The 25,037-nt window shown below is 39.5% G+C and carries 25 protein-coding genes; 12 read left to right on the top strand and 13 right to left on the bottom strand.

The genetic code is table 11. From position 1 onward, the window contains the following. Positions 1–14: 14 nt before the first annotated feature. Positions 15–677, top strand: a complete 663-nt coding sequence (locus tag LEP1GSC202_RS18260; protein WP_015679372.1) for a YdcF family protein — start codon at positions 15–17, stop codon at positions 675–677. 43 nt (positions 678–720) lie between these two features. Here the strand turns inward: LEP1GSC202_RS18260 and LEP1GSC202_RS18255 are convergent, their stop codons facing one another. Then, positions 721–1,743: a zinc-dependent alcohol dehydrogenase family protein gene (locus LEP1GSC202_RS18255; protein ID WP_015679264.1), complete on the bottom strand. Its 1,023-nt coding sequence runs from the start codon at positions 1,741–1,743 to the stop codon at positions 721–723. A 92-nt stretch (positions 1,744–1,835) separates the two neighbouring features. On the opposite strand from LEP1GSC202_RS18255, the gene LEP1GSC202_RS18250 reads away from it, so the two are divergent. The 3 genes from LEP1GSC202_RS18250 to LEP1GSC202_RS18240 are packed head-to-tail and all read left to right on the top strand — an operon-like array spanning position 1,836 to position 4,586. Next, positions 1,836–2,645 (top strand): SDR family NAD(P)-dependent oxidoreductase, encoded by an 810-nt coding sequence (locus tag LEP1GSC202_RS18250; RefSeq protein WP_015679445.1) that lies wholly within the window; start codon positions 1,836–1,838, stop codon positions 2,643–2,645. A gap of 34 nt (positions 2,646–2,679) precedes the next feature. Next, complete coding sequence (locus LEP1GSC202_RS18245; protein ID WP_015679273.1) at positions 2,680–3,498, top strand: DUF1295 domain-containing protein; 819 nt, start codon at positions 2,680–2,682, stop codon at positions 3,496–3,498. Positions 3,499–3,515: 17 nt separating this feature from the next. Further along, entirely contained in the window at positions 3,516–4,586 is a 1,071-nt protein-coding gene (locus LEP1GSC202_RS18240; RefSeq protein WP_015679422.1) for an SAM-dependent methyltransferase, read from the top strand. Here LEP1GSC202_RS18240 and LEP1GSC202_RS18235 read toward each other — a convergent pair. Together LEP1GSC202_RS18235 and LEP1GSC202_RS18230 are read right to left on the bottom strand one after the other, a co-directional pair. Then, positions 4,565–6,139 (bottom strand): DEAD/DEAH box helicase, encoded by a 1,575-nt coding sequence (locus tag LEP1GSC202_RS18235; RefSeq protein ID WP_039929518.1) that lies wholly within the window; start codon positions 6,137–6,139, stop codon positions 4,565–4,567. The two genes, LEP1GSC202_RS18240 and LEP1GSC202_RS18235, sit on opposite strands and share 22 nt — an antisense overlap. A 69-nt stretch (positions 6,140–6,208) precedes the next feature. Beyond that, positions 6,209–7,870, bottom strand: coding sequence for a hybrid sensor histidine kinase/response regulator (locus LEP1GSC202_RS18230; protein WP_015679228.1), 1,662 nt, complete (start codon positions 7,868–7,870; stop codon positions 6,209–6,211). Positions 7,871–7,974: 104 nt separating this feature from the next. Between LEP1GSC202_RS18230 and msrB the strand changes: the two genes are divergently transcribed. Further along, complete coding sequence (gene msrB / locus LEP1GSC202_RS18225) at positions 7,975–8,466, top strand: peptide-methionine (R)-S-oxide reductase MsrB (protein ID WP_015679448.1); 492 nt, start codon at positions 7,975–7,977, stop codon at positions 8,464–8,466. Between the two features lie 64 nt (positions 8,467–8,530). Here the strand turns inward: msrB and LEP1GSC202_RS18220 are convergent, their stop codons facing one another. The 4 genes from LEP1GSC202_RS18220 to LEP1GSC202_RS18205 all read right to left on the bottom strand — a co-directional run bounded on the left by LEP1GSC202_RS18220 (position 8,531) and on the right by LEP1GSC202_RS18205 (position 11,223). Further along, on the bottom strand, positions 8,531–9,316 hold the full coding sequence (locus LEP1GSC202_RS18220) for a hypothetical protein (RefSeq protein WP_015679359.1): 786 nt from the start codon (positions 9,314–9,316) through the stop codon (positions 8,531–8,533). A gap of 3 nt (positions 9,317–9,319) precedes the next feature. After that, positions 9,320–9,526, bottom strand: coding sequence for a hypothetical protein (locus tag LEP1GSC202_RS18215; protein WP_004787999.1), 207 nt, complete (start codon positions 9,524–9,526; stop codon positions 9,320–9,322). An 82-nt stretch (positions 9,527–9,608) separates the two neighbouring features. Continuing rightward, positions 9,609–10,175, bottom strand: a complete 567-nt coding sequence (locus LEP1GSC202_RS18210) for a hypothetical protein (RefSeq protein ID WP_015679222.1) — start codon at positions 10,173–10,175, stop codon at positions 9,609–9,611. Then, complete coding sequence (locus LEP1GSC202_RS18205) at positions 10,159–11,223, bottom strand: KamA family radical SAM protein (RefSeq protein WP_015679401.1); 1,065 nt, start codon at positions 11,221–11,223, stop codon at positions 10,159–10,161. The genes LEP1GSC202_RS18210 and LEP1GSC202_RS18205 overlap by 17 nt, the downstream gene beginning before the upstream one ends. 68 nt (positions 11,224–11,291) lie before the next feature. Here LEP1GSC202_RS18205 and efp point away from each other — a divergent pair, with 68 nt between their 5' ends. The 5 genes from efp to LEP1GSC202_RS18180 all read left to right on the top strand — a co-directional run bounded on the left by efp (position 11,292) and on the right by LEP1GSC202_RS18180 (position 15,778). Then, positions 11,292–11,858: an elongation factor P gene (efp, locus tag LEP1GSC202_RS18200; protein ID WP_039929510.1), complete on the top strand. Its 567-nt coding sequence runs from the start codon at positions 11,292–11,294 to the stop codon at positions 11,856–11,858. Between the two features lie 2 nt (positions 11,859–11,860). Then, the gene (gene mtnB / locus LEP1GSC202_RS18195; protein ID WP_039929507.1) at positions 11,861–12,490 is read left to right on the top strand and encodes a methylthioribulose 1-phosphate dehydratase; all 630 of its coding nucleotides are present in this window, start codon (positions 11,861–11,863) and stop codon (positions 12,488–12,490) included. A gap of 271 nt (positions 12,491–12,761) precedes the next feature. Beyond that, positions 12,762–13,220: an SDR family oxidoreductase gene (locus LEP1GSC202_RS20305; protein ID WP_015679261.1), complete on the top strand. Its 459-nt coding sequence runs from the start codon at positions 12,762–12,764 to the stop codon at positions 13,218–13,220. A gap of 5 nt (positions 13,221–13,225) precedes the next feature. After that, complete coding sequence (locus LEP1GSC202_RS18185; RefSeq protein WP_015679214.1) at positions 13,226–13,963, top strand: SDR family NAD(P)-dependent oxidoreductase; 738 nt, start codon at positions 13,226–13,228, stop codon at positions 13,961–13,963. A 3-nt stretch (positions 13,964–13,966) separates the two neighbouring features. Then, positions 13,967–15,778 (top strand): hypothetical protein, encoded by a 1,812-nt coding sequence (locus LEP1GSC202_RS18180; protein ID WP_015679362.1) that lies wholly within the window; start codon positions 13,967–13,969, stop codon positions 15,776–15,778. A gap of 31 nt (positions 15,779–15,809) precedes the next feature. On the opposite strand, the gene LEP1GSC202_RS18175 is transcribed toward LEP1GSC202_RS18180, so the two are convergent. The 5 genes from LEP1GSC202_RS18175 to LEP1GSC202_RS18155 form a co-directional block, all read right to left on the bottom strand. Continuing rightward, positions 15,810–16,769, bottom strand: coding sequence for a magnesium transporter CorA family protein (locus LEP1GSC202_RS18175; RefSeq protein WP_015679393.1), 960 nt, complete (start codon positions 16,767–16,769; stop codon positions 15,810–15,812). Further along, positions 16,769–18,550 carry a M61 family metallopeptidase gene (locus LEP1GSC202_RS18170; RefSeq protein ID WP_015679461.1) on the bottom strand — a complete coding sequence of 594 codons (1,782 nt, stop codon included), beginning with the start codon at positions 18,548–18,550 and terminating at the stop codon, positions 16,769–16,771. Before LEP1GSC202_RS18170 ends, LEP1GSC202_RS18175 begins: the two co-directional genes overlap by 1 nt. A gap of 278 nt (positions 18,551–18,828) precedes the next feature. Next, positions 18,829–20,916 (bottom strand): methyl-accepting chemotaxis protein, encoded by a 2,088-nt coding sequence (locus tag LEP1GSC202_RS18165; protein ID WP_015679290.1) that lies wholly within the window; start codon positions 20,914–20,916, stop codon positions 18,829–18,831. Between the two features lie 11 nt (positions 20,917–20,927). Then, positions 20,928–22,988 carry a methyl-accepting chemotaxis protein gene (locus tag LEP1GSC202_RS18160; RefSeq protein WP_015679366.1) on the bottom strand — a complete coding sequence of 687 codons (2,061 nt, stop codon included), beginning with the start codon at positions 22,986–22,988 and terminating at the stop codon, positions 20,928–20,930. A gap of 54 nt (positions 22,989–23,042) precedes the next feature. Next, the gene (locus LEP1GSC202_RS18155; RefSeq protein ID WP_039929604.1) at positions 23,043–23,399 is read right to left on the bottom strand and encodes a VOC family protein; all 357 of its coding nucleotides are present in this window, start codon (positions 23,397–23,399) and stop codon (positions 23,043–23,045) included. Positions 23,400–23,464: 65 nt separating this feature from the next. Here LEP1GSC202_RS18155 and LEP1GSC202_RS18150 point away from each other — a divergent pair, with 65 nt between their 5' ends. Beyond that, the gene (locus tag LEP1GSC202_RS18150) at positions 23,465–23,746 is read left to right on the top strand and encodes a TIGR04454 family lipoprotein (RefSeq protein ID WP_015679311.1); all 282 of its coding nucleotides are present in this window, start codon (positions 23,465–23,467) and stop codon (positions 23,744–23,746) included. Between the two features lie 40 nt (positions 23,747–23,786). Here the strand turns inward: LEP1GSC202_RS18150 and LEP1GSC202_RS18145 are convergent, their stop codons facing one another. Continuing rightward, positions 23,787–24,062, bottom strand: a complete 276-nt coding sequence (locus LEP1GSC202_RS18145; protein WP_015679258.1) for a hypothetical protein — start codon at positions 24,060–24,062, stop codon at positions 23,787–23,789. A gap of 44 nt (positions 24,063–24,106) precedes the next feature. On the opposite strand from LEP1GSC202_RS18145, the gene LEP1GSC202_RS18140 reads away from it, so the two are divergent. Further along, a complete protein-coding gene (locus tag LEP1GSC202_RS18140) occupies positions 24,107–25,027 on the top strand; it encodes a DMT family transporter (RefSeq protein WP_015679458.1) in 921 nt (306 codons plus the stop codon). Positions 25,028–25,037 lie beyond the last annotated feature (10 nt).

Genomic DNA, 25,037 nt, shown 5'->3' with positions numbered 1-25,037 from the left:
ACCGGAACCAAAAAATGAAAATTCCTGATGAAGATTTCCGTTATGCTTTAGAGATTTGGGATTTTCTAAGTGTAAAAGACAGACTTGGCAAAGCAGATTTAATTTTTGTTCTTTGTAGCCACGATTTACGAGTGGCAGAACATGCGGTTTCATTGTACCAAAAAAATCAAACAAAGTTTGTATTGTTTTCTGGTGGACTCAATTTTTTCACAAAACATGTTTTCCCAAACTCAGAAGCAGAATCATTTGCGAAACATGCAATTGAATTAGGGATACCCAAAGAGAGTGTCATCATTGAACCCCATTCGACTCATACGGGCGAAAATATCCAATTCACAAAAAAATTAATTTCTAATATGGGTTTACATTTCGATACCATCACCGCACTCCAAAAACCATCGATGACCCTACGTATCAAATTGGCATTGGAAAAACAATGGCCTGGACCTATCTTCCAAATTGGATCACCTGACTACAGTTTGCTCGATGCACCACATTCTAAAATAGACCTATTTATGATCATCAACGAAATCGTTGGTGATCTGGACCGTATCATTGCCTATCCAAAATTGGGATTTCAAAACGAAACTTTCATCCCAGAAGGAATTTATTTCGCCTATCATTTTTTAATATCGAAAGGTTACCATTTGCATTTGGTAACCTCAAAGATGAGTTGATCCATCTAAGATCCGTTTAGAATCTTTTAGTTGGATTCCAATTTCACTCCCAACTCACCACTACTTTTCCAAAATGTTTCCCGGTTTGCAGATACTCTAAGGCTTCTGGCACTTCTTCCCAACCGAACACTTTGTCCACTACTGGTTTCATTTTATTTTGTTCGATCGCGCGGTTCATTTTTTCAAAATCGGCACGGCTACCCACTATCACTCCTTGTACTTTCACACCTTGCATGAGGATCGGGTAAAGAGATAAGCTAGATTCACCACCTGCAAGCACACCAATGAGAGCAATGGTTCCATAAGGTTTTACACTCATCATGGACTTTTGCATTGTACCAGCACCTCCTACTTCAATGATTAGATCGGCACCCGCCATTTTTGTATGTTTTCTGACATCTCGTTCCCAATTGGATTTAGTTGTATAGTTGATGGTTTCGTCGGCACCTAAGGTTTTGGCACGCGCCAGTTTTTCATCATTTGAAGAAGTGATGATGACACGAGCTCCCATCATTTTAGCAAATTGTAAGGCAAATAAAGAAACACCTCCCGTGCCAAGGCAAAGTACATCACTACCAGGTTCGATCCCACCAAAGTTCACAACTGCATTGTAAGCTGTGAGACCAGCACAACCAAGTGTAGCCGCTTCTTTGTCTGTTAAGTGGCTTGGTGTGGCAACAAGTCCTTCTTCCGAGAATTTTCCATATTGCGCCAAACAACCGTCATTTGGTCCACCAAGTGTGGAACGGAGTTTGTCCATATTGGGTGCACCATCCAACCATTTTTGGGCAAAAATCGGAAGGACTCGGTCTCCTTTTTTCCAAAGGGTGACTTCCGATCCTACTGCTTCCACAACTCCGGCACCATCGGAACATGGAACAAGGGGGAGTTTTTGCCTTGGGTTGTAGGTTCCAATTACCATTAAATAATCCCGATAGTTGAGTGAAGTCGCTGTTAGGCGAACAAGAACTTCCTTTGGTGCAAGTGATTCCGATTCATCACGTTCTGTTTCTTTTAGGTTTTGGATTCCAAAACTCCCTTGGATTTCCCATACTTTATTCTTCATTGATTTCCAATCCACCTTCTAAGAAAATTCACTCGTCAGATCCTTTGCCTTCAGATTCCTTTGTCGAGTGGGAATCTAGTGGAAAGGGTAATATGAAAAAAGAATTTTGGAACGATAGTGTCGTAGTGATCACTGGTGCATCGAGTGGGATTGGGAAAGCATTACTGGAAGAGCTTGTTATGTATCCATGCCAATTGGTCCTTTTGGCGCGAAGGGCGGGTGATATCGCAGAACCTGAGACAAAACACAAAGACTGTGTGCTCCATCGGGTCACCTGTGACCTTTCGGATCCAAGTTCTGTACAGGATGCCATCGAATGGACGATGAAACGAGTGGACCGAGTGGATGTATTGTTCAATAATGCTGGGATTACAGCACATGGCCGCTTTGATTCGTTAACGATGGAAGTGTACCAAAAAACCTTTGCTACCAATTTTTTTGGTCCCATCCAATTCATCCGAGGTTTGCTTCCTCTTGTTTTAAAAGCCAAAGGGAACATTGTGACCACATCAACTGTTTCTGCTTTGTATGGAGTTCCCGGGAGAGCTGCGTATTCTGCTTCCAAGTCAGCCCTTCATGCCGCTCTTGAGTCACTTCGTATCGAAAGTTTATTGGAAGGCATTGGGGTATCACTTGTCTGTGTCCCTTATACCGATACAGCCTTACGCACTTCGGGTCTAACCGCGGATGGAAAGGTTCTCGCCGAGGCTCCTGCCAAAGGCAAACGTAAGTCGGCTAAGGAAGTGGCACAAGTTCTCATGGAAGTTGCGAAAGACAAAGAAGCAAGGCTTGTGACCTTTAATTTGAGTGGAAAGTTTTTGGAATGGATGCGATTTTTCTCTCCTAAGTTTTTAGAAAAAATTCTCTATAAAAAACTCTACAACGACTTCAAAACACATTGAACCCCGTCTAAACCAAGGTAGAGGAAAAACCCACTTGGACAACGTATTTATTCCGTATCTAACGGCTGTTATTTTTACTTTTTGTTTTATGACCCTTATGTGGTTTTGGGGAAAATCCCGAGACAACTATGCCGTGATTGATGTGGGTTGGGGGCTTGTGATTGCAGGTATTGCCACTGTGCTTTCCTTTTTTGGAACAGGCAATTGGTTTGCTAAATTAGCAGTCCTCATCCCGGTTTGGGTTTGGGCAATCCGATTGTCTGGATTTCTTTACTGGACTCGCATTCGCACCAATCACCCAGAAGACAAACGTTATGCTGGATTTCGTAAAGACTATGGTGACAAAGTGCACTCCAAAATGTTCACCAATGTTTTCCTATTGCAAGGGGCACTTGCATTATTGTTATCTTTCCCGTTTTACTTCGCTTCCCAATGGAATTTGTTCCCGAATGCAGGACTCTTTGGTCCGAATGGAACCCTTATGGTTTGGATTGGTTGGACCTTATTTGTGCTCGGAGTGGTGGGTGAAACCATAGCTGATCGGGATTTACACAATTTTTTATCGATCCCGACAAACAAAGGAAAGGTGTGCAATATTGGCCTTTGGAAATACACAAGGCATCCCAATTACTTTTTTGAATGGGTGATTTGGCTTGGAATCGGAGTGATTCCCATTCTTTCGGCACCAGTTGCCGTTGGTTCTCTTTTCACCCCTGTTTTTATGTTTGTGTTGTTACGATTTGTATCCGGTGTCCCTTTTGCTGAAAAGTATTCACTCCAGTCAAAAGGTGATTTATTCCGAGAATACATGCGTACCACAAATGCATTTTTCCCTTGGTTTCCAAAACATTAAATTAAAAAGGACAAAACATGAATTTCACAGATTCTCAAAAAAAGGAAGAGTCTTCTTCTTTTAGTATCAACTCACTTTTAGAGAAAAATATTTTCCCTGATTGGCTCATTCGTTTCCGTATCCGCCAACTTTTGGACCTACGCATCAAACAAGAACGTAAAGAAAATGCGACGCTCCAACTCCAACATAAAATGGACTATGTGAACTCGTTAAAGAATTCACCGATTGCTGTGCATACCGATGCAGCAAACGAACAACATTACGAAGTGCCCAGTGATTTTTTCACCTATGTGATGGGACCAAGGATGAAATACTCATCAGGGTATTGGCCAACACTTGATACTACGTTTGCAGAATCGGAAGAAGAAATGTTACGGATCACCGTAGAACGCGCAGAAATCAAAAATGGAATGCGCGTTCTTGACTTGGGTTGTGGTTGGGGCAGTATCTCTCTCTACATTGCGGAAAAATTTCCAAAATGCAAAGTGACTGGAGTTTCCAATTCGCGCACTCAAAAAGAATTCATCGACAAACGTGCGAAGGAAAGGGGATTAAAAAACCTCACCATCATCACAAAGGACATGAATGATTTTACCACGAAAGACAAATTTGATCGCATCGTGTCTGTAGAGATGTTGGAACACATGAAAAACTACGAAAAACTGTTTGAAAAGTTATCGAAGTTCCTTGTGGCTGATGGAAAATTCTTTGTGCATATCTTCACTCATAAAGAATTTGCATACCCGTTTGAAGTGATTGATGAAACGGATTGGATGGCGAAGTATTTTTTCACGGGTGGCCAGATGCCTTCCGATGATTTGTTTTTGTATTTCCAAAAAGACTTTCTCATTGAAAACCACTGGGTAGTCAATGGAACCCATTATGCAAGGACAAGTGAAGCTTGGTATGAAAACATGATTGAAAACAAGGATAAACTTATGCCTATCCTTGCGAGTACTTACGGCGAAAAAGAAAAAACCAAATGGTTTGTGTATTGGAAAGTTTTCTTTCTCGCCTGTGCTGAGTTATGGGGTTATCGTAACGGAGAAGAGTGGTTTGTGAGCCACTACTTGTTCCGAAAACGCTGAGTTTTTTTCCCAGCCGCTTTCACATACACTCCACCTTCTTTTTTAGAAGATGGGGTGCTAGAACGTCGGCTAGTACTTTCGCCACTACGTTCTTTTCGTTCCCCACGGTCACTGCGTTCGCCTCTTCCGCCACGGTAACCACCGCGACCACCACCTGATCCGCCACCATCATCACGACGGCGTCTGCCACCAGATCCACCACCAGGGGGCATTTCACTCCATTCTGCTGGGGTTTTTCCAATTTTTTCAGGCCCACTGATTTTTGTTTTATCGAGCATATTGGAAAGGAGTTTCAATGCAACAGAACGTTTGTCGTCTAACTTCAAGAGCTTTTCCAATACTTCTTCCGCATCTGCATGGATTTCTGATTCCACAACTTTGTTTAAAAAGTCTTCTTCTCGTCGTGCCAACACTTCCTTTTTAGTCGGGAGGGCCGCAATTGTGAGTTGTGTTCCAGAAGTTCCTTTGAGTCGAAGTAGGGCTCTCGATTCTCTTGTTGTCACAAGAGTCACAGCCTTTCCCGATTTACCAGCACGGCCAGTACGACCAATTCGGTGCGTATAACTTTCGCTATCAAAAGGAAGGTGGTAATTGATCACAAGAGACAAATCTTTTACGTCAAGTCCACGTGCGGCAACATCAGTAGCCACAAGGATTTTGACTCGGCCATCATGTAGGCTTTTTAACACTTGTTCTCTTTGTTTTTGGTTTAGATCTCCGTGAAGAGCCTCCACCGGATATCCTTTGAACCCAAGGGTTGCTTTTAGATCATCAGCTTCTTTTTTGGTTTTGGTAAAGATGATAGCCTTGTATGGGTTTTCATAATCCAAAATTCGTACAACAGCGATTTCACGTTCTGCTTCATCGATCACGTAGTACACTTGTTCGATGTTCTTAGAAGATTTTTCCGTTGCTGCAATCTTCACATGAGCTGGGTGTGTTTGGTATTTACTCGCCAATTTTTTAATTGGTTCGGGCATTGTTGCAGAAAATAATAATGTTTGGCGTTTCGTGGGAAGTAAGTTAAAGATGGATTCGATATCATCCATAAATCCCATATCAAGCATTTCATCTGCTTCGTCTAAAATCACCATGGATGGTTTGAAATTTTTAAGTTCCTTACCCTTTAATAGGTCTAGGAGTCTGCCAGGAGTTGCAACAGCAACTTGGGCACCTTTTGCCACTTGAGTGATTTGTTTAGAATAGGAACTTCCACCGTAAATTGTGGTGGTTTTGATTCCTAAATGTTTTCCCAGTTTGTACAATTCATCTGATACTTGCAATGCAAGTTCCCGAGTGGGTGTGAGGACAAGCACTTGCATGCCATCTTCCACATTGATTCGGTTCAAACAGGGGAGTCCGTAAGCTGCAGTTTTTCCGGTACCGGTCTGCGCTTGTGCGATTAAATCTTTTCCTTCCAATACGAGCGGAATCGCTTGTTTTTGGATAGGGCTTGGTGATTCGAAGCCTGCTTCAGTGATTCCTTGTAGTATTTCAGGACGTAATCCGAAGGATTGGAAGTCATTTCCAACTTCGGTGTCATTCTTAGTCATGGAAATAGGATACAATAAAAAAACGGCCTAAAAAAGAAAGGTAAAAATAACAGAAACCCTTCGGTGCTTTTATGGGTGTTTTTTTGCGATTTCGGTTAAATGGGAGTAGAGTTCTTCTTTTAAATACGGTTTTGGCATAAAATACTCGAAACCCGATTGCAAAATTTGTTCTTTTTCTTCTGGCATACAAAGCCCCGTGCATGCAAAGAGAATGGGTTTACCGTTCTCTTTAACTAGGGATTTTGCAATTTCGGTTCCATGTTTTCCAGGCATTTCGATGTCGAGAAAGGCAATGTCAAAGGGTTCCGATCCGAGAATCCTTTCTGTTTCGATCCCGTTACTGGTTTCAATGATATCAAAAGGAAGGGCACGTAAATAGTTTTTTAACACTTTTCGGTTCAGTTCATTGTCATCAGCAATGAGTATTTTTTTGCGATTGGTGAAAGGAGGAACGCCTGTTTCTTTTTTGGAACCTTCGTTTGTGTCTGCCAGAGTGGACTCTTCTCGTTTCCAAACAACGGGGATTTTCACTTGGAAAAGACTACCTTCCCCTAATTGGGAAGTAACCTGAATCTCTCCATTTAGCTCATCTAGCGAGAGTTTGACGATAGAAAGGCCTAATCCCGATCCAGAAATTTCACATCCTTCAGGAACAAACTCATTGTATTTTTCGAATAGTCGATCTTTGATCTCAGGGGAAATTCCAGGGCCTGTGTCCTTGATTTGGATGATAAGATTTGCGTTTTCATCAGCCTTTGTTTCCAAATACACATGACAAGATACTGAACCATGGTGAGTGAACTTCACTGCATTTGTGGTTAGGTTCCAAATGATTTTTTCAAGTTTTCGTCTATCGGTTAACAAAAAAACAGATTCTGAAATTTCATTTTTTAAATGGAATTCGATTTTTTTACGTTTGGTTTCTTGTCTGAAAAAGTTATGATACACCGCCAAACATTGGCTCAAGTGGAACCATTCATTATTGAGGACAGATGCATTTTCTTCTAACCTAGAAAGTTCAATGGTATCATTCACCAAATTCAAAATCACTTCACCCGCATTTTGGATATGATCTACATAGGTATGAACCAATTCAGGAATGGGTTGGTCTTTGATCATTTCCGACATCCCAAGGAGAGAATTCAATGGATTGCGAATGTCGTGGCTGATTGCGGCTATAAAATCTCTTTTTGCTGCAGTGGCTCTCTCTGCTGATTTTTTTTCAATTTCCAGTTTGTCTCGGTCTTTCCGCATTTGGAGCAAACGGACGGTTTGTTTGCCAAGTAAACGTAACATCTGCAATTGTTCTTCGTTCAATTCTCTTGGTTTGTTATCAATCACACAAAGGGTACCAAGTTTGATTTGGTCATCTAATGCAAGTGGGATCCCTGCATAAAAAATCACATGAGGGTCTCCGTTCACAAGTGGGTTGTTTTTGAATCGGTTGTCATTTTTTGCATTGGGAACCACAAACATCTCATCTCCCAAAATCGCATGCGAACAAAAAGCGAGAGAACGTGGGGTTTCTCTGGCTTTCAGTCCATGGTGGGATTTAAACCACTGCCTGGTTTCATCAATGAGACTCACAAGAGAAATAGGAGCATTGCAGATCATGGAAGCAAGTTTTGTGATTTCGTCGAACATTTCCTCTTCGGGAGTATCGAGGATCTCCAAGCCTTTTAGAGCGGAAAGTCTTGCGGCCTCGTTTTTAGGAAAAGGAGCAATCTGCATGGATTCTATGACGAAGGATTTTTAACATAAATGAAAGTAAAAAAACAAATCCAATAAGTCTAAGGCTCATGAAACAAATTTTGGTGGTTTCTTTCCTTTCTGTCATGATTTTGTCTATTTTCGCTTCTTTTTGTTGTTCCCCAAGTGCAACGGAAAAAACAAAAAAAACAGATAATCCAGAATTACGAAAAAAACTCACTGATCTCCAATACCGTGTAACACAAGAAGACGATACGGAACCTCCGTTTCAAAATGAGTATTGGGACAACCATGAAGAGGGGATTTATGTGGATATTGTTTCGAAAGAACCATTATTCAGTTCCAAAGATAAGTTTGAATCGGGAACTGGTTGGCCAAGTTTTACAAAACCTTTGGTGAAAGAGAATGTAGTGGAAATCGATGATCATTCCTATGGGATGAGCCGAACAGAGGTTAGGTCAAAAATAGGGGACTCTCATTTAGGTCATGTGTTTGATGATGGACCAAAACCCACTGGCAAACGGTATTGTATGAATTCGGCTTCGATGGAGATTATCCCCAAATCCAAACTGAAAGAAAGAGGGTATGAATCCTTTTTATCTGAGTTTGGGAAATGAGCTCATCTTGTTTTAGAAGATCAAACTGGATTTTTTAGTTTCTCAATTTGATTTTGGGATTGAGTTATGCCCAGAGGTTCATCATAAACTCTTCGTCGTTTCGTAACGATATGAGTTTGTATTTGGTTTCATGGATGTCTTCACGAGATACGTCTCGTTTCCAACGTATGTCCACTTTGAGTCGTCTCACTTTTGTTTGTAACTCTAAGAGCTCCCAAATTGGTGCTTCCAATTCCTTTCGGTATAAATTTGTGAAGAGGGGGACCAATTGGTCGGGGGTGTCCATTTTTAAAAGTTCGATATGAGTGAGGTCTTCGATATTTTGTAAGGCCCAAATGTGAAGTGTGAGGGTTGTGATTCTTTCTAATTGAGCGATTTCATCTTTCACATTCCGAGTGACTTGTTGTTTGAAAAAACGAATTCGTTTTTCTAAATACTGGATGAGATCAGATTTCGGAATCTCACGTTCTTTCCACCTGTCCCAATCTGCTTTGAGGTCTTCAAAAATGCCTTCTCCAAAAAAAACAGAGGAAGCTTCCATGAGTTGCACGGAACCAGGCTCCGAAATTTTCAATCGGTGGCGCAAAGAATCAGCATCCCCGGCAATCATATTCACCGGAGCCACATCTTCTAATTTCTGTAAGGCTTTTGAAATGGAATCAATGAATTGGGATTTCATTTGGTCTGTGGAGTGTGCCACAAGGTAAAAATTTAAGTCGGAATCGGTATGGTAATCCCCACGTTCCCGCGAACCATAAAACAAAATTTGGTACGGTTTGGTGGAAGGGATGATTTCGAGTTCATCCAATACTTGTGCATAGAGATTTGGGTTTAGTGCTTCAAATTCCATAATTCATTCAAAGTATAATTTCATTCGAGATAAGTTTTCCAATATGGCTTTGAAAGCACGATCACGTTCTTCTTTGCCCGGAAAGGGAAGGGATTTTACATTGTTTAAGTCTTGGTAAATGATTTCAATAGAAGGTTGGTTTGGATTTTTTTTGATCGATGCCACATAATCCAAATTGATCACTTCTGATTCGCCAAGTTTTAACCACATAAAATTCTCCTCAAAGCCTAACGCTGGCTTTCCATTTGCCTAATCTTTTTTTATCAAAAATCTCCTCTTTCCAAAAAATCGATTAGTACACTTCCAGGGAACTTAGGACAAGATCATGAAAGGATTTGGCCAATTCTTTGGGAGGATCGGTGTTTTTTGTAGAAGATTCAAAAACGAGTAAAAACCCATTGTGTATCCCTTCCCAACGAAGGTAAAATTCACCGGAATCCATCCGGTATACTTGCACACTGCATTTTTTTTGTCCCCAAACAAAATAGGAAACATCCGGGTTTTGGGTTTCGTCTTTGAAAAAATAACGAAACTGAGATTGGTTTTCTCTATCCGTGGATGACAATCGCAACCACGGATAAGGTTTGTCACCTGACAATGAGATTTTGTATTGATTCCCCGTTCCAAATAGGGAAGTGGATTCGTTTAATTCAAAATTTTCTTTTGCCACCCATACAGCATGGTAAGTGAGCCGTAGTTCCTTTGTTAGGGGAATGTTTTGTTTATCTTCTATCGGTTTAGGAATTGGTTTTTTTTCATTTGTGGGAATGGTAATGGAATTTGCGGATTTGCAAAATGGGAATCCACAACATATTGTGACCAAAAACAAAATCAAAAAGGGATTAATGGCCCACTTCATATTCATCTCCTAAATAATTTTGAAATAGATACCCTTTCTCTGTTTTTTTTTGTAAGTAATCGGGAGAGAGTAATACTTTGCCACCACCACCAGTTAGGTCTTTTACATAATTCGGTATGGTGATTCCTGAATGGTAACCTCTGAGTTTGCGGTAGATCTCAATCCCTTTTTCTAAGGGGACAACAAAATCAGAACTCCCAAATACTTCATCACATTGGTGGAGGTAATAAGGTTTGATACCAATGGAGATGAGTTTGTAATTTAAGTCTGATAATATGTTTGCATCATCATTGATCCCTGAAAGTAAAACGGATTGGTTGAATACTGATACATGCCCTTCTCTTATCATACGAGAAACATAGAATTTTGTTTCTTCAGAGATTTCATTGGGATGGTTGAAATGAGTGACCATGTAGAGTGGGAAGTATTTCGAAAAAACAGAATTCAAACTTTCTGTAAGGCGCATTGGCATGGTTACGGGGTGGCGGGTATGGATGCGGATTTGGTTCAAATGGGGAATTTGTTTTAATTCTCCTAAAAGATAATCCAAAGAAACATCAGAGAGTGTGAGAGGATCCCCACCTGACAAAATCACTTCGCGGAGTTTGGGTTCACCTCTAAAATACTCTAATGCTTTCTCCCATTCGGTCCGGTTGGGAGTTTCCTCGGGAGTGGAAACCTTTCGTTTCCTTGTACAAAAACGACAATACACAGCGCAAACATGAGAAATGTACCAAATGGCACGATCGGGGTAACGGTGGGTCACACCTTTTATAGGCATGTGAGATTCTTCTGCGAGAGGGTCATCCGTTTCATTGGGTTTACGGACAAGTTCACCCGCACGAGGTAAGATTTGTTTGCGGATGGGACAGTCGGGGTTTTCTTTGTCTACCCTTGCCAAATAGTACGGTGTGACTGCAAATTGGAACTGTTCGTAAGCCTTAGGAAAAGAATCTTTTTCTTCCTCTGTCAGAGCGATTTCGGATTCCAAATCCACAAGATTTGTGATTCGGTTTTGCAATTGCCATTTCCAATCGGACCAAGTCATGACTTATGACCATACTTCGGTTGACACTATGCCAAGTCCCTCGGATTTTGTTTACGAGTAACGAAATTATGAACTTAGGCATTACAGAAGTAAAAAAAGGGATGATCCTCAAGATCGAGAATGAGCTTTATTCCGTCGTCAAAACAGAATTTGTGAACCCAGGAAAGGGTTCTGCATTCATCCGAACCAAACTCAAAAACATTGTCCGCGATTCTTCCATTGAAAGAACCTTCAAAGCCGCTGAGAAATTGGAAAGTGTGGATTTGGAACGCCGAAAGATGCAGTATTGTTATGCAGACGGTGACCAAATCATTTTTATGGACATCAACGATTACGAACAAATCCCTGTTTCCAAAGATTATGTAGAGGATATCCTTCCTTTTATGAAAGAAGAAACACCTGTGGAAGTTTCATTTTACAATGACAAACCAATTGGTGTGACACCGCCAAACTTCGCTATCTTGGAAGTGACATACGCGGAAGATGGATTAAAAGGAGATACCACTGGTCTTGCTCTCAAACGAGTCACTGTGGAAACTGGTGGAGAAGTCCAAGTTCCTATCTTTATCAAACAAGGGGATACGGTGAAAATCGACCTTCGTGATTTGAGTTACGTGGAGCGCGTCAATAAATAGATTTGGATTTGATCTCGTCCTTACAGGAAGTCACTAAACTTTCCCATCTTTATTATTCACGGCAGTGGATGTTTGCCACTGCTGGGAATCTTTCTACCCGAGACAATGAAACCCACAATCAATTTTGGATCACTGCCTCTGGGAAACACAAAGGTGAATTAAAAGATTCAGATTTTGTTTGTGTATCAGTTCAGGATGGGTCACTCCTCAGTGCCAAAGAAGGGTTAAAACCCTCGGCCGAAACAAGTATCCACCAAGTATTGTATTCTCAGATTCCAAATGTTGGGTCTTGCCTCCATGTACATACATTGGAGTCCAACTTACTTGAGTTTGGTGTTGGGAAAGATGAAGGGTATCGAGAGATCCCGATTCCACCAATAGAGATCATCAAAGCCTTTGGAATTTGGGATGAAAAACCAAGTCTTACAATGCCTGTGTTTTATAACCACACGGATGTGCCAATGATCGCCAATCAAATCAAACGTTACTTCACAACAATAGGAATCCCGAAAGTTCCTTTCCTTCTGATTGAAGGCCACGGCCCAACAGTGTGGGGGAAAAGTATTGCCGAAGCAAATAAACATTTAGAAGCGGTACACTTCCTTTTGCAAGTGATGGCACGTAGGGTATGACAAAAAAAAACATGTCCATATTTTTGGAATTGGTTCTGGGATCGGTGAAGGCCTTTACAATCGATTCTTAGAAGACGAGTCTGTTTCCCTTTTTGGATTTTCTAGGAAAGGGAAACTCCCTATCGGTGATTTTTCAAAAGCTGAGGCGGGATCATTCCAATTTGATGCCACAGACCAAAAAGACTTACGATCTTTCGAACTTTCTCTTGCTGGACTGTTTGGACACAAGGTCCCTCCCAGTTCACCCTTTTACGATCGTCCGGAACTGGTGGTGTACTTTGCTTTGGGTGATGGACTGTTTGGACCCATTGACCTTCTGAAAAAAAAAGATTTAGAGTCCCATTTTGAACTCAATGTCCATTCTCTCATTTTGTTATCGAAGTATTATTCACACCATATCCCTTTCCTCCAAAATGCAACCTTTGTGTTTTTAGGTTCTACGGCTGGTAAACAAGGATTCCCTGAATCGGTTGCCTATTGTGCTTCCAAACATGCTGTTCTCGGTATTGCCAGAGCACTTCGGGAAGAATGGAAACCATTTGGAACCAAGGTGGTGCATGTCAGTTTAGGAGCTGTTGCTACGGGGATTTGGGACGAAAGGCCTGAATTTGACAAGAATGAGATGGTTTCAGTTTCGGACATTTCCGAGTACTTGTGGTGTATTTCGCGGTTGCCAAAATCAATCTTTGTGGATGACTTATCCATTACCCCAAAAAAAGGAATTTTGTAGGGACGATGGAAATCAAGGAATCGATTGTTCTCGTGACAGGTGGCAGTGGTGGGATTGGTCGGGAGATCGTGAGAACCCTTGTCCTCTCGGGTTATTCGGTTTGGAATCTGGATAAGGTTCGCCCAAAAGAACCCATCTTACAAGAGACCTACCGAGAAGTGGATCTTTCTGAGACACCCTTTGTTGTCGAAAGGAGCCTTTCTAAAATCATCCACGAATCGAGTGAAATGGGAGAACTCTACGGCATTGTCCATACGGCGGGATTTGGTGGGCCCTACCACCCAATCACAGAGGTATCCATCGAAGAGTGGGAGTCTATCTTTCGCATCAACCTCACAAGCCTTTACATTGTTTCAAAAGTTGTTTTACCGATCTTTCAAAAACTGAACTTCGGCCGGATGGTGGCCATTGCTTCCTCTTTATCTATTATTGGATCAGCGAATTCAGTTGCTTATTCTGCCTCCAAACATGGATTAGTTGGATTTATCAAATCCATTGCAGATGAATGGGGAAAGTTTGGGATCACTGCTAATGCAGTGAGTCCAGGTTATGTTGATACATCAATGGGAATCCAAGAAAACCAAGTTTCCGATCATAAATCAAAAATTATAAACCAAACTCCTGTTAAACGGATTGCGGAACCTTCGGAAATTGCCCGAGTAGTCAATTTCCTTTTGCAAAAAGAATCTGGTTACATCACTGGATCGAATTGGACCGTTGATGGTGGGATCACCGCCATTTAAAGTATGAGAATTTCACCGCCTCACGACCATTTTTTACAACTCACCACCAAAGAAAATTTGGGAAGGTCTTCAGGTATCATTTTACAAAAAGAAGCACTCTCCATCATGAAGACTGTTGAGGCTCAAAGTTCCAGAGAAAACATTGAAGCCGGTCATCTCTTTCGCCCCACTGATGCCAATTTTGAAAAACTCAAAATGGACAGAGAAACGGCATTCGATCAGATGTGGGAACTCATTGACTATGGCCTCGCCACCCAACTGTTTGAAATCAAATATGATGCCGACATTGGTGAGTTGCGACTTGTCACATTTTTAGTGGGCCTACCTTCTGGAATGCCTCTCGAAGAACCTTACAAACTTTTGATTGGGCGTTCTACAGAACATATTTATCAATTCATCCAAAATAAACGAACCCTAACAGAAGATACATGGAGAAATGTATTAAACCAATTAGCAGATATAGATTATAAAGAAGATGGCCCTGGTGATGAATTGGATCGTTTGCTCGATCCAAAACAATTCCCACTGCAACCTTCATCAGAGATGTTAAAACGATCTAGGGGTCTTATCATCGATGAACTTGCTGCTGAAGCGAAAGTGATTGTGTTACCTCATATTGGTTTTTATTATCTACCTGAATCTGAAGCTGCTCATTTTTTGAATATTGCCAACGAGTATTTGATGACAAAGGTGGAGCCATTTGCCAAAGCCTTTGATTCTGAAATCAGACTTGCTTTAGATCGATTGTTTTCTCCTGGGACTGGTGATGTAGAAATTAATGAAATCGAAATCATCCGAGCCAAAGTTGATACTCTATATAGTTTTAAAGAAACTCTCAAAGAACATGGGTTTTATTCTTTCATTCATAACTTAAAAAAAGTGACCGAGATAGCGGTTAAATTTGCGGAAGTCGAAAAAAGAAAAGAAGTTGATCGATTGTTAAAAGTCTACATGAAAATGTTGGATAGTCAATTTGACTTTGATTCTAGATTACTTCGGATCAATTTAGAAAAGGACGATGAACATAATTTGGTCATCGTGGATTTACTTCGCAAAAACCCAAAAGTGCTCTCTGCAGAATGGCATGATGCTGATTCCAAAATTGCAGTTTTTGTAAACAATAACCAAAACAATATCAAAGAGATCAATTCTCTGATTTACCAAAATTATAGATTTACAACTGAACATATATTATACCTGAAAGCAATTTTAGAATTGAATGAAAAAGAACTCAAACCCATTTTTAAAGATGAAGAGTTTGTCAAAACATATGGTAAAAACTTACAAGCTGTATATTTTAATTACATTCCATGGTTTTATAAATTGTTTTATTTTTTAGGAATCACACCGATCGTAAACTCTGGTTATGCGAAAGCAAAATCCATCTTAACCTTTTTGCAGATGGACCGTCAGTTTTTGTACCAAAAACGTAGAGAAAACTTTTTTAAGAAGAAACTTCGCGAAAGAGAAGAGCGACTTGAAAAAGAGAAAAAACAACAGTTAAAAAAGGCACTTGTCTCCGCTCTCAGTGATGCTTATTTCAAAAAAAATTGTTTGCCATCTGTCGATTGGCTTGGAATGAATTACCCAGCCTTTTCAGCAGAAAAATTAGAAAAAATGATTCCAGACTTTGCCTTTTTATCCACGACAGGAAAGTCCATCAAACCTCATTCTGTGATTTTATTTCCGAACTCACCAGAATTTGAATCATTCAACAAAGATCTCAAGGATTTATTGAACCAATGGATTCGGGGTGAGGTAGATCCTCCTAAAGAAGATCCCGAACTCTTTGTGCAAATCCGAAATTTATTGTAATCTTCCTGTTTTATTTTTTTTCAAAATATTCTTAATACCAACGTTTGATACGAAAGTAAACTAACATCAAAAAGCCGAGTAATCCCATGGCACTGATTGCGGAGGCAAAACCATATTCCCATTCTAAGGTGGGCATATGCCGAAAATTCATACCATAAATCCCAGCCACGAGTGACATCGGTAACATAATGGCAGTCATGATGGTGAGAATTTTCATGATTTCATTGGTTTTTCTTGTAGAAATTGCGATATGGGCTTCGAGTGCAGAAGAAATGGATTCAATATTGCTATCCACAAGTTCAAGGATACGTATGGAATGGTCTCTTACATCGCGGAAAAATGCATCGGCCTCATCACTAAAAAAACTATTTTTGATTTTTTCTAAATCTTCTAATACTTCTTTGTTTTGTAACATTCCTTTTTTGATTGAAAGTAAGCTAGACCTTAGACTATACACATTGCTGATATCAAGTGACTTTGCATTATTAAAAATTTGATCTTCAAAGTGATCTATACGTTCTTCAATTTTTTGTGTAATCGCCAAAGTATGATCAGTTTCGATATCTAAAATTTTGTGAACAATGAATTCATAACCTTTTGCCAAAATTTTATTATTGGTTTTCCAATCATCGATGATGGTACCAATGCTATCCCTATAATCCAATGTAAGAGAAATGATTTGGTTTGGAGTTAGGATAAAATTAAAATTCTTTTGTGTGAGTTGGTTCCGTTCAAAATGAAACCCTCTGAAAATAAAAAATATATAATTTGGGAACTTCTCTAATTTGATCCTACTGTTTGGATTTAAAATATCTTCAATCGTCAATTGGTGGATATCATGTTTTTGAAATAAAAACGTAAGTTTTTCTTCGTTATCAGCAGTGATGTTGATCCAATGTTTCGGATGTTTGTGAGATAGGGGAAGGGGAGTGTCAAGTAATACTTCTTCCTTAGAAGTAGGTGTAAGGATGTAGTTGAAGAGTGCTGGCATTATACAATATTCCTTAAAAAATACTCTCTAAGTTCCTTTTTCTCAATCGGACAATCTTCAGTGAGTACCAATTTTTTAGTTTTATACACTCCCGATGCCGTAACCATGGTTTCTTTGATTTTCCCCGACCTTGAAATGATAAGATGGAATTTTTCGCCAGGCCTCAAACTTTTTTCTAATTTTTGTAATAGTGATAAATTGGCTCGTTTCCCATTGATGGCTAAAATTTCATCGTCTAACATCAAATCTAAAGAGTTTTCATTTGATTTGTGTTGGATTTTCTGAACCCAAAGGTTCCCGTTTTTTTCTTTGGTTTTAAATCCAGTTTCACCTACTAAATCAGTTTGTATTCTTTGGATTCCAATGATATCCAAATATTCGTCCACTGGAATTGGTTTTGGATTTACCAGGTAAGTGTTAAATTCAATTTTTAAGTCAACACCTGTCACTTGTCTCACAATGTCAAAAAACTCTTGTTTGGTGAATCCTCTCTTCTTTTCTTTTACAAATACTTCATTCAATTTATGAAAAACATGACGAATCGTTTTTTTCTCTTGGGATTCTTTTAATAAAAACAAATTCATACAGAGGGCGAGAACTCCACCTTTTGTATAATAAGAAACAGTTATGTTGTGACTATTGGCATTCCTTTTGTAGTATTTGGTCCAAGCGGTAAAGGAAGACTCTTCCAAACTCATCCAAAAATCGGCTTCGTTTTCTTCTAATGAAAAAATATCAGATTGAAGTTTGTTTAAATACTCGTCCCAACTTAAAAAACCAGAATGATATAAAAAGTATGCATCGTAAAAACTTGTAAATCCTTCAGCAATCCAGAGTTCTTTTGTTAGGTTTGGTTTTTGGTAATCAAAGGGTCCAAGTGCGATGGGGCGAATGCGTTTAATATTCCACAAATGAAAGTATTCGTGAGATAAAAGTTCCAATAATCGTTTGTATTCTTCTTCATCGTGGATGAGCTCTGGATTAAAATAATTGATACTAGAGGCTTTGTGTTCTAGTCCACCGTAAGCAGGTAAACTTAAATTTAACACAAATAGGTAGTACAAGTTAGGACTTTCCATCATCCATTGGATTTGCGTATCCGTGATTTTTTGTAGGTCGTTTGCTAACTTGGAAATAAAATCAAAGGAAATATCACCTTCTACAAGTAGTTCATGTTTGGTGTTTCCTGAAGTGAAAAACACACTATTTTTTTTACTGAGATGGAAAGGTGAGTCATATAATTCGTCAAAGTTTTTGGCGTAAAATAAATGAGGATTGGATTCATATCTTGGTAAACTCGTGTACACATTAGGGAAATAATCGGATACTTGGAATTGAATGGTATGTGGTAAATTCAAATTCCCTTCTGGGTATAAAAAGAGAGCAGGTGGATTGATGAATCCAAATTCTGTTTCTAAATAATTGGTCCTGACCGTGAAATCTTCGAATGCATAGATGATATAAGTGATTTCAAATTTTGGAGGAGGGTTTGTTATTTTCCACCGGTGTAAGTCTTCCATCTCCCAAGAGATAGGTTCTTTTGTGTTCGCATTACAGGCATTAAATTTGTGTAAATGGGTAACATAATCACGGATCATATAAGATCCTGGTGTCCAACTGGGAAGGCAAAAACTGATTTCGTTTCGGTTGGTTTCTAGAACCAAACGAACTTGGAAGTAGTGTTTGTAAAGGTCAAAAACAGTAACTTCATAATGCAATTGAAGTGTTTCCTTAGACTCCTGTTCGGTCGGTATAGTTTTTCCTTCTAACTCTTTTCCCATAGTACACTATCTTCTTTTATTTTAGATTTAAGCAAATGTTTTCTTGACTGAAAATCTGAAAGGTACTAGAAAAGGCATAGCTAAGGTATAAGCAAAGGAGGTGGTCCATTTGGATAGTAGTTGTTACAACAAAAGATTTTTGACCCGCGAGGTGGCTGGGCAATAACGCCTGTGCTTTGTTGCAAAACCGACCAGACACAGTCTTTCCAAGTTCCGAATGGGTGGTCTCCTTCGGGCGTTTTGCAGTCGCTTGGAAAGTACTTCTTTACACCTCAGGTTTAACCTTCGTTTCCCAAATCCTTTTCAATTCTAAATGTGTTCAATAGTTCATCTAGGGTATTGATCACTTGTCCTAATCGTTCTGCATTTTCGGCCATTGAAGATGATTGGTCAGACAATACTTGGGATCCGTTTGAGATATTGATTGTCATATTGGCAAGTTCATTTGTGGCCCGTTGTTGTTCTTCCGTCGACAGTTTGATGGATTTTACCTGTTCTGTGATTTCAACCACTTCTGTGTATATACTTTCTGTTCTCGAACTTTGGTCTTCAATCAGAGGCCCAATTTCATTGGATGACATAAAGATGAGAGAAACTTCATCGGTGATTTTTTTCAAAACTTCAACCAAACGTTCTACTTGTTGGTTCCCTCGTTCAATGGAATCCAAAGCTTCTTGGGAAAGGGTATTGATTTGGGATACAGACTCAGCGGATTGGCTTGCAAGTTTTGTGATTTCTTCAGCAACCACAGCAAATCCTTTACCAGTTTCTCCAGCCCTTGCCGCTTCAATTGCAGCATTTAACGCGAGTAAACCGGTTCTTTTTGCTATATCAGAGATTACATTCGAAAAGGCAGTGATGGTTTTAGATTTTTCTTGGATTTCCCGAATGGCAAGGGATGTTTCTTTTGCCATGGCTCGGCCTTCTTCTGCATTTTGGTTAGCTCTGACTGAAATTTCACCAAAGGTATTTACTTTCTCCAATATTTTTTTCATCAATCCTTGGATATCACCTAACGATTGGTGAATGGTTTCTGTATTTTCAACGGCACTTAGGACATTGCTGTGTATTGTTTCAGACGATGCATTTAACTCTTCTACTGTGGCACTGGCTTCTTCTGATGATGCAGCTTGGTTTTGTGCTAAGTCAGTGAGTTCAATGATTGTTTTTTGCATTTTGTCGGTTGTTTCACCAATCTTTCCTGAAGATTTTTGAGCAATCCGAATGAGTTTCCTTAAATGTTCGATCATTTTGTTAAGGGAGACCATGATACTACCCAACTCATCAATTTGATCGATTTTGATGAGTTGCCTTAAATCACCGGAAGCCACTTTTTCAGTAGAATGGTTGATGGATTGGATCCTTCGGTCTACCAATCTTTGGAAACTAAAGTAAATGGATAAAATCGATAAAGAAATTCCCAAAATTCCAAGTCCAAACGTAACTAAAATGATAGAATTTAAAGTAGATTGGATTTGTGATTTGGGTATGGATATCCTTGCTAACCAAGGATCATTTCCTTCGATGATGGTGATGGGGACAGCCACATGGAAGTAACCATCAAACTCGTATAAGGATTTGTCTTTTTGTTTGATTTTTTCATAAAAATAAGGGTCTGCTGCCGAACGAAAATCCAAACCTTGGGAAAGGTGAGTGAATCCATCGTATAACACCAAATGGTTGTCTGATATAAGGGTGATTTTGCCTTCACCATCTGCAAACTTTAAAGAATCCAAGTATGTTTTAATTGTTGTTAAACGAATATCAATTCCGGAAATCCCAATGAATTTACCGTTCCTCAAAATTGGTTCCATGATCGAAACGATAAAGATTTCAGAGTTTCCAGCTTTATAGATAAAAGGGGAAGTGATACTGGTTCTTAAAGATGATTTTGGTTTTTGGTAAAATTCTCCCTTGATAGGGTCGTCGATATCCTTGAGTGGTTCTGTAGAGAATTTATCTCCATCTCGAAAGACATATGGAATGAATCTTCCTGTGGAATCATGGATTGCTGCATTGCGGTAACTTGCATCGTTGCCATCAAAAGCATTAGGTTCAAAAGCACAATACGTTGCGAAAGTGATGTCTTCGTCTTTCAGTAAATTTTTTAAGTACAATACGGATTCATTCCGGGAACGTAAAGTCCCTACTTCAAAAGACTTTCGGAACGAATATGTTTTGTTCATCGGTGAAGTGATGGTATTGGAAATATCGCTTATGATCCGAGATGAGATGTATTCCGTATCTTCTCCTAAATTGTGGAGGAGTGTAGATCTAACCACCATCGAAAGGATCACAAGGATACCTGCGATGATAAGAGAAATGACTGCGAGTGATACGTAGATAATTTTCTTCTTAATTGACATAAAATCCTTTCCTAGAGGTTAAATTTTTGTAAAATCTCAGAAATCTTGGAACTAATCCCTGTCATGCGAAGTGAATTGCCTGACATCGTTTCCGATTGTTCTGATAAAATTTGAGAACCATTTGAGATATTGATTGTCATGTTTGATAGTTCTGAGGTGGCTCTTTTTTGTTCTTCTGTAGATTGTTGGATGGACTCCACAAGAGAAGTGATTTCTTCTATTTCCACATAAATTTTGTCGGTTCTTGTTTTTTGGTCTTGGATGAGAGGAACAATGTCATTTGCTTTTTCAAAAATCACAGAGACTTCTTTTATAATCTCTTGTAGGAGTGCGATGAGTTTGGAAACTTGGGCACCTCCATTTTGAATGGATTCCAATGCTTCTTCGGAAAGTGAATTGATTTGGGAAACGGAAGTAGCCGCCTGTGCGGCAAGTTTCGAAATCTCTTCTGCTACTACTGCGAATCCTCTTCCCGATTCACCAGCTCTTGCTGCTTCGATCGCAGCGTTTAACGCAAGTAAACTTGTTTTTTCGGAAATATTGGAGATCACATCGGAGAACTCTGTGATGGAAACAGATTTTTCCTGAATTTCTTCAATGGCTTTTGAGGTAAGACTTGCCATCGTCCTACCTTCTTCTGCTTTTAGATTGGCACCTTTGGCGATTTGACCAAAGTTCTCCACTTCACTTGTGATATTTTGCACTAGTGTTTGGATGGCAAGCAGGGAAGAGTGAATGGATTTGGAATTGGATACAGCTTGTTCCACATTGGCATTGATGGTTTCAGATGATGCATTTAATTCTTCTACCGTGGCACTTGCTTCTTCAGAAGAGGCAGCTTGGCTTTGTGCTAAGTCTGAAAGTTCAATGATGGTATTTTCCATAAACCTTGAGCTTTCTTTCAGTTCGTTGCCTGAAGATTGTGCTACACCCAAAATATGACGGATGTTTGTGATCATGGCAATGATGGCTTCGACAAGATTTCCGATCTCATCTTTTTGGGTATCATTGAACTCTTTCGATAAATTCCCATTTGCCGCATCCTTGGTAAAGGAGATGAGATTCTGGAGTCTGCGATCAACTAACCTTCGAAAGATGATGATATTGGCAAGAGAGGAAAATAAAATTCCTAAAACTCCTAAAGTAAGTGCAATCCAGAAGATGAATTGGATTTCGTTTGTAATTTTTTCTTGGGGGTAGGAGATCCGAAGTGTCCATGGTGCTGTATTTTCTACCAAACGGATAGGAAGGCTCACATGGAAATATTCTGAGTCCGAATAAATTTGCTTTTCATTGGAGGACATGGCAAGACTCACATAAGGGTCTTCTTTATCTTCCCATTGAATGGATTTTGATTCTGGACTTAATCCATTAAACAAAACATAACCATTACTTGCGACAAGTGTAATCTTAACACTTCCATCTAGGATTTTTAAATTTTGTAAATAGGATCGAATTGTGGTTAGGGAAAGGTCTGCTCCAGCTATCCCGATGAAGTTTTGGTTTTGGATCACAGGATACACTAGTGAGATCATTGTGACATCCACTCCGTCTACTTTATAATCAAAGGGAGGGATGAGTTCTACTTTTTTGTTTTTTTTGGGTAATTGGTAAAAATCAGATTCTGGTAATTCATAACCTACTACAGGTTCAATGATGATTTTACCGTTGGACTTCACGGCATACGGAATCAACCTTCCTGTGTTATCATGGTATCTCGCATTACGGTAGTTAGAGTCTTTCCCGTCAAAGCTGTTTGGTTCAAAAACAACATAGGTCCCCAAAATCGATTCATTGGATTTGGACATAATGACAAGTGTTTTGAATACTCTCTCTCGATCCAAAAGATTGGGTTCTTGTAAAATTTGTTTGAGTAGGTAGGCTTCGTTGAGTGGAGCAGATAAATATGTCCCCACGTTTAAGGATATTTTATCTGCCAAAATTGAAATTTTTTCTAAGGCGTCTTCTTTTGCATTTTTGTATATGACATAAGAGATAAGTGTTAAGATAACTCCAAGCGATAGTAGCGTAATCAGTGATGATCTTAGAGCTAACTTTTGTTTGATGTTCATTCGTGAAAAATATCCCTTTTCGTGAATGATAACTTAAAGATAGGTTTTGTTTTCTCAACTCATTTCTATTTCAGGTGGAAGTTTTTCGGGATAGGAACTGATCCCAAGCCCATTCCCATCAGAATCCTTGAAATAAATTGTAAAATCAGTATGGTTGGTGATCTTTACGGTTTTAAGCCATTCTTTCCACAACGAACGATTGCTTGGGGTTAGGGAGAATACGAGGTTTTTTGGTGCCTGTGCCTTTCCTTCTTCTAACATTAGGAGGATGGAATCACATTGGATCCAAACAGATCGAAGTTCTCCCGATTCATAATGGAATTCTTTTACGGGAACGGCTCCTGGCAATTCTCGGTAAAACTTGGCTAATCGGGCTGGATGGGGTGTTCCAATGGCAATGTGGTGGATCATTTTTTTGTTTTCAAATCCCTTTATCAAATAGAAACTATCATGAAATCTATCTATCGGAGTTTTTCATGAAAAAATCTCTTATCCTTGCACTCGCTCTCGGGCTCATTTTGGCGAATTGTAAATCCAAAGTTTATACCCAAGAAGAGTGTGAATCTGCTCTCGCAAGTTCTTTCACTCAAATTGAAGAAGAAGCAAAAAAGAACCCAGCAGCAGCTCCCGTTCTTGCAGGTTTACAACAAGGCAAACAAAAAATGATCGACAAATGTATGGAAGGAAAATTTGACCCTAGCTGTTTAAAAAATGCTCCCGGCGGACTCGCTGGCATCATGACTTGTGTCAAAAAGTAAATCACATTTCCATTTACCGGGGATTTCGATTCCCGGTATCCTATTTGCCTTCTAAATTCTCAAATCCTGTTTTGTCCGTATAACATCCGTGAGACCGATACGGTCCATCTTCAAAAAATCGAATTTCCTGCGCATACCGTTTCCCTTCCCACAAACATCGTTTGCAAACAAAAGGTGATATTGCCCAGTCTTCACATTCTTCTGGTCGAAATGTTGGAAAAACCCGTAACAACGGTTTCGATATTTCTTCGTTTGGTTCAGCAATTAGGGACAGACTGCCCCAAAGGAAAATGAGTAAAACCAAATAGCGAATCATACAATAAAACTATCGGGATTTTTGCAGATTTCCAGGATGGATTTGTGAAAGAAAATACACATGTAGAATGGAAAGGTGTGGCCTTTGTTCTTATTGGAGCATTATTATTTAGCGCAAAAGCCGTTGTTGTGAAATTAACCTATCGTTACGAAATTTCAGCCATTGGTTCCTTATTCTTTCGTATGTTTTTTGCGTTTCCATTTTTAGTATGGATGGCATGGTCGGCCGAAAAAAATTCTGAAAAGGTTTCCTTAACCAAAAAAGACTATTGGAATGTACTGCTTATGGGAGTGGTTGGTTATTACCTCGCAAGCCTATTTGATTTTTTAGGATTAAAGTACATCAGTGCTGGCTTAGAACGAATCATTTTATTCATCTATCCAACCCTTGTTGTGTTATTATCCTTTTTCTTTTTAAAAAAGAAAATCCATGGAAGGGAAATCTTTTCACTGATTTTGACCTATACGGGCGTTTTTTTGGCATATGGACAGGATGTCCAATTGGGTTCTCCCAAAGACGTAAGCCTTGGTGCATTTTTTATCTTACTTTCCGCTTTAACCTATGCTATTTATCTTATGGGCAGTGGATCCATTATACCAAAGTTAGGTGCGAAAAGGTTTACTGCTTGGGCACTTATCATCTCATCACTTGTTGTTTTTTTGCATTTTTTGATATTTGGAAGTTATAAAGAACTGATACAACCAATGTCATTTTATCTATTGGCGTTTCTTATGGGTACAGTGAATACAGTTGTACCTGCTGTTTTTGTTTCTGAAGGCATCAAACGAGTTGGGAGTAAAACGGCCGCAATTGTTGGGTCTGTTGGACCAATGTCGACTTTATTTTTGGCTTATTGGATCTTAGAAGAGCCAATTACAATCCTACATAGTATTGGTACTATATTCGTACTTACTGGCGTTTTTTGGATTAGTACGGGAAAAAAACCGAAAGAAGTTTCCGTTTAAGAGAGAAAAT

It is taken from the genome of Leptospira yanagawae serovar Saopaulo str. Sao Paulo = ATCC 700523 (assembly GCF_000332475.2).
In the GTDB taxonomy this organism is placed as follows: domain Bacteria; phylum Spirochaetota; class Leptospiria; order Leptospirales; family Leptospiraceae; genus Leptospira_A; species Leptospira_A yanagawae.
This window is presented reverse-complemented; position numbering and strand designations above follow the sequence as displayed.

Bases quoted from the DNA above. Each gene is read 5' to 3' on its own strand.
- LEP1GSC202_RS18250 (WP_015679445.1), top strand. From the start codon at position 1,836: ATGAAAAAAGAATTTTGGAACGATAGTGTCGTAGTGATCACTGGTGCA.
- LEP1GSC202_RS18205 (WP_015679401.1), bottom strand. From the start codon at position 11,223: ATGACTTGGTCCGATTGGAAATGGCAATTGCAAAACCGAATCACAAAT.
- LEP1GSC202_RS18215 (WP_004787999.1), bottom strand. From the start codon at position 9,526: ATGTGGTTAAAACTTGGCGAATCAGAAGTGATCAATTTGGATTATGTG.
- LEP1GSC202_RS18230 (WP_015679228.1), bottom strand. From the start codon at position 7,870: ATGCAGATTGCTCCTTTTCCTAAAAACGAGGCCGCAAGACTTTCCGCT.
- LEP1GSC202_RS18255 (WP_015679264.1), bottom strand. From the start codon at position 1,743: ATGAAGAATAAAGTATGGGAAATCCAAGGGAGTTTTGGAATCCAAAAC.
- LEP1GSC202_RS18170 (WP_015679461.1), bottom strand. From the start codon at position 18,550: ATGGGAAAAGAGTTAGAAGGAAAAACTATACCGACCGAACAGGAGTCT.
- LEP1GSC202_RS18235 (WP_039929518.1), bottom strand. From the start codon at position 6,139: ATGACTAAGAATGACACCGAAGTTGGAAATGACTTCCAATCCTTCGGA.
- LEP1GSC202_RS18260 (WP_015679372.1), top strand. From the start codon at position 15: ATGAAAATTCCTGATGAAGATTTCCGTTATGCTTTAGAGATTTGGGAT.
- LEP1GSC202_RS18150 (WP_015679311.1), top strand. From the start codon at position 23,465: ATGAAAAAATCTCTTATCCTTGCACTCGCTCTCGGGCTCATTTTGGCG.
- LEP1GSC202_RS18145 (WP_015679258.1), bottom strand. From the start codon at position 24,062: ATGATTCGCTATTTGGTTTTACTCATTTTCCTTTGGGGCAGTCTGTCC.
- LEP1GSC202_RS18180 (WP_015679362.1), top strand. From the start codon at position 13,967: ATGAGAATTTCACCGCCTCACGACCATTTTTTACAACTCACCACCAAA.
- LEP1GSC202_RS18175 (WP_015679393.1), bottom strand. From the start codon at position 16,769: ATGCCAGCACTCTTCAACTACATCCTTACACCTACTTCTAAGGAAGAA.
- msrB (WP_015679448.1), top strand. From the start codon at position 7,975: ATGATTTTGTCTATTTTCGCTTCTTTTTGTTGTTCCCCAAGTGCAACG.
- LEP1GSC202_RS18220 (WP_015679359.1), bottom strand. From the start codon at position 9,316: ATGGAATTTGAAGCACTAAACCCAAATCTCTATGCACAAGTATTGGAT.
- LEP1GSC202_RS18240 (WP_015679422.1), top strand. From the start codon at position 3,516: ATGAATTTCACAGATTCTCAAAAAAAGGAAGAGTCTTCTTCTTTTAGT.
- LEP1GSC202_RS18165 (WP_015679290.1), bottom strand. From the start codon at position 20,916: ATGTCAATTAAGAAGAAAATTATCTACGTATCACTCGCAGTCATTTCT.
- LEP1GSC202_RS18185 (WP_015679214.1), top strand. From the start codon at position 13,226: ATGGAAATCAAGGAATCGATTGTTCTCGTGACAGGTGGCAGTGGTGGG.
- LEP1GSC202_RS18160 (WP_015679366.1), bottom strand. From the start codon at position 22,988: ATGAACATCAAACAAAAGTTAGCTCTAAGATCATCACTGATTACGCTA.
- efp (WP_039929510.1), top strand. From the start codon at position 11,292: ATGAACTTAGGCATTACAGAAGTAAAAAAAGGGATGATCCTCAAGATC.
- LEP1GSC202_RS18155 (WP_039929604.1), bottom strand. From the start codon at position 23,399: ATGATCCACCACATTGCCATTGGAACACCCCATCCAGCCCGATTAGCC.
- LEP1GSC202_RS18210 (WP_015679222.1), bottom strand. From the start codon at position 10,175: ATGAAGTGGGCCATTAATCCCTTTTTGATTTTGTTTTTGGTCACAATA.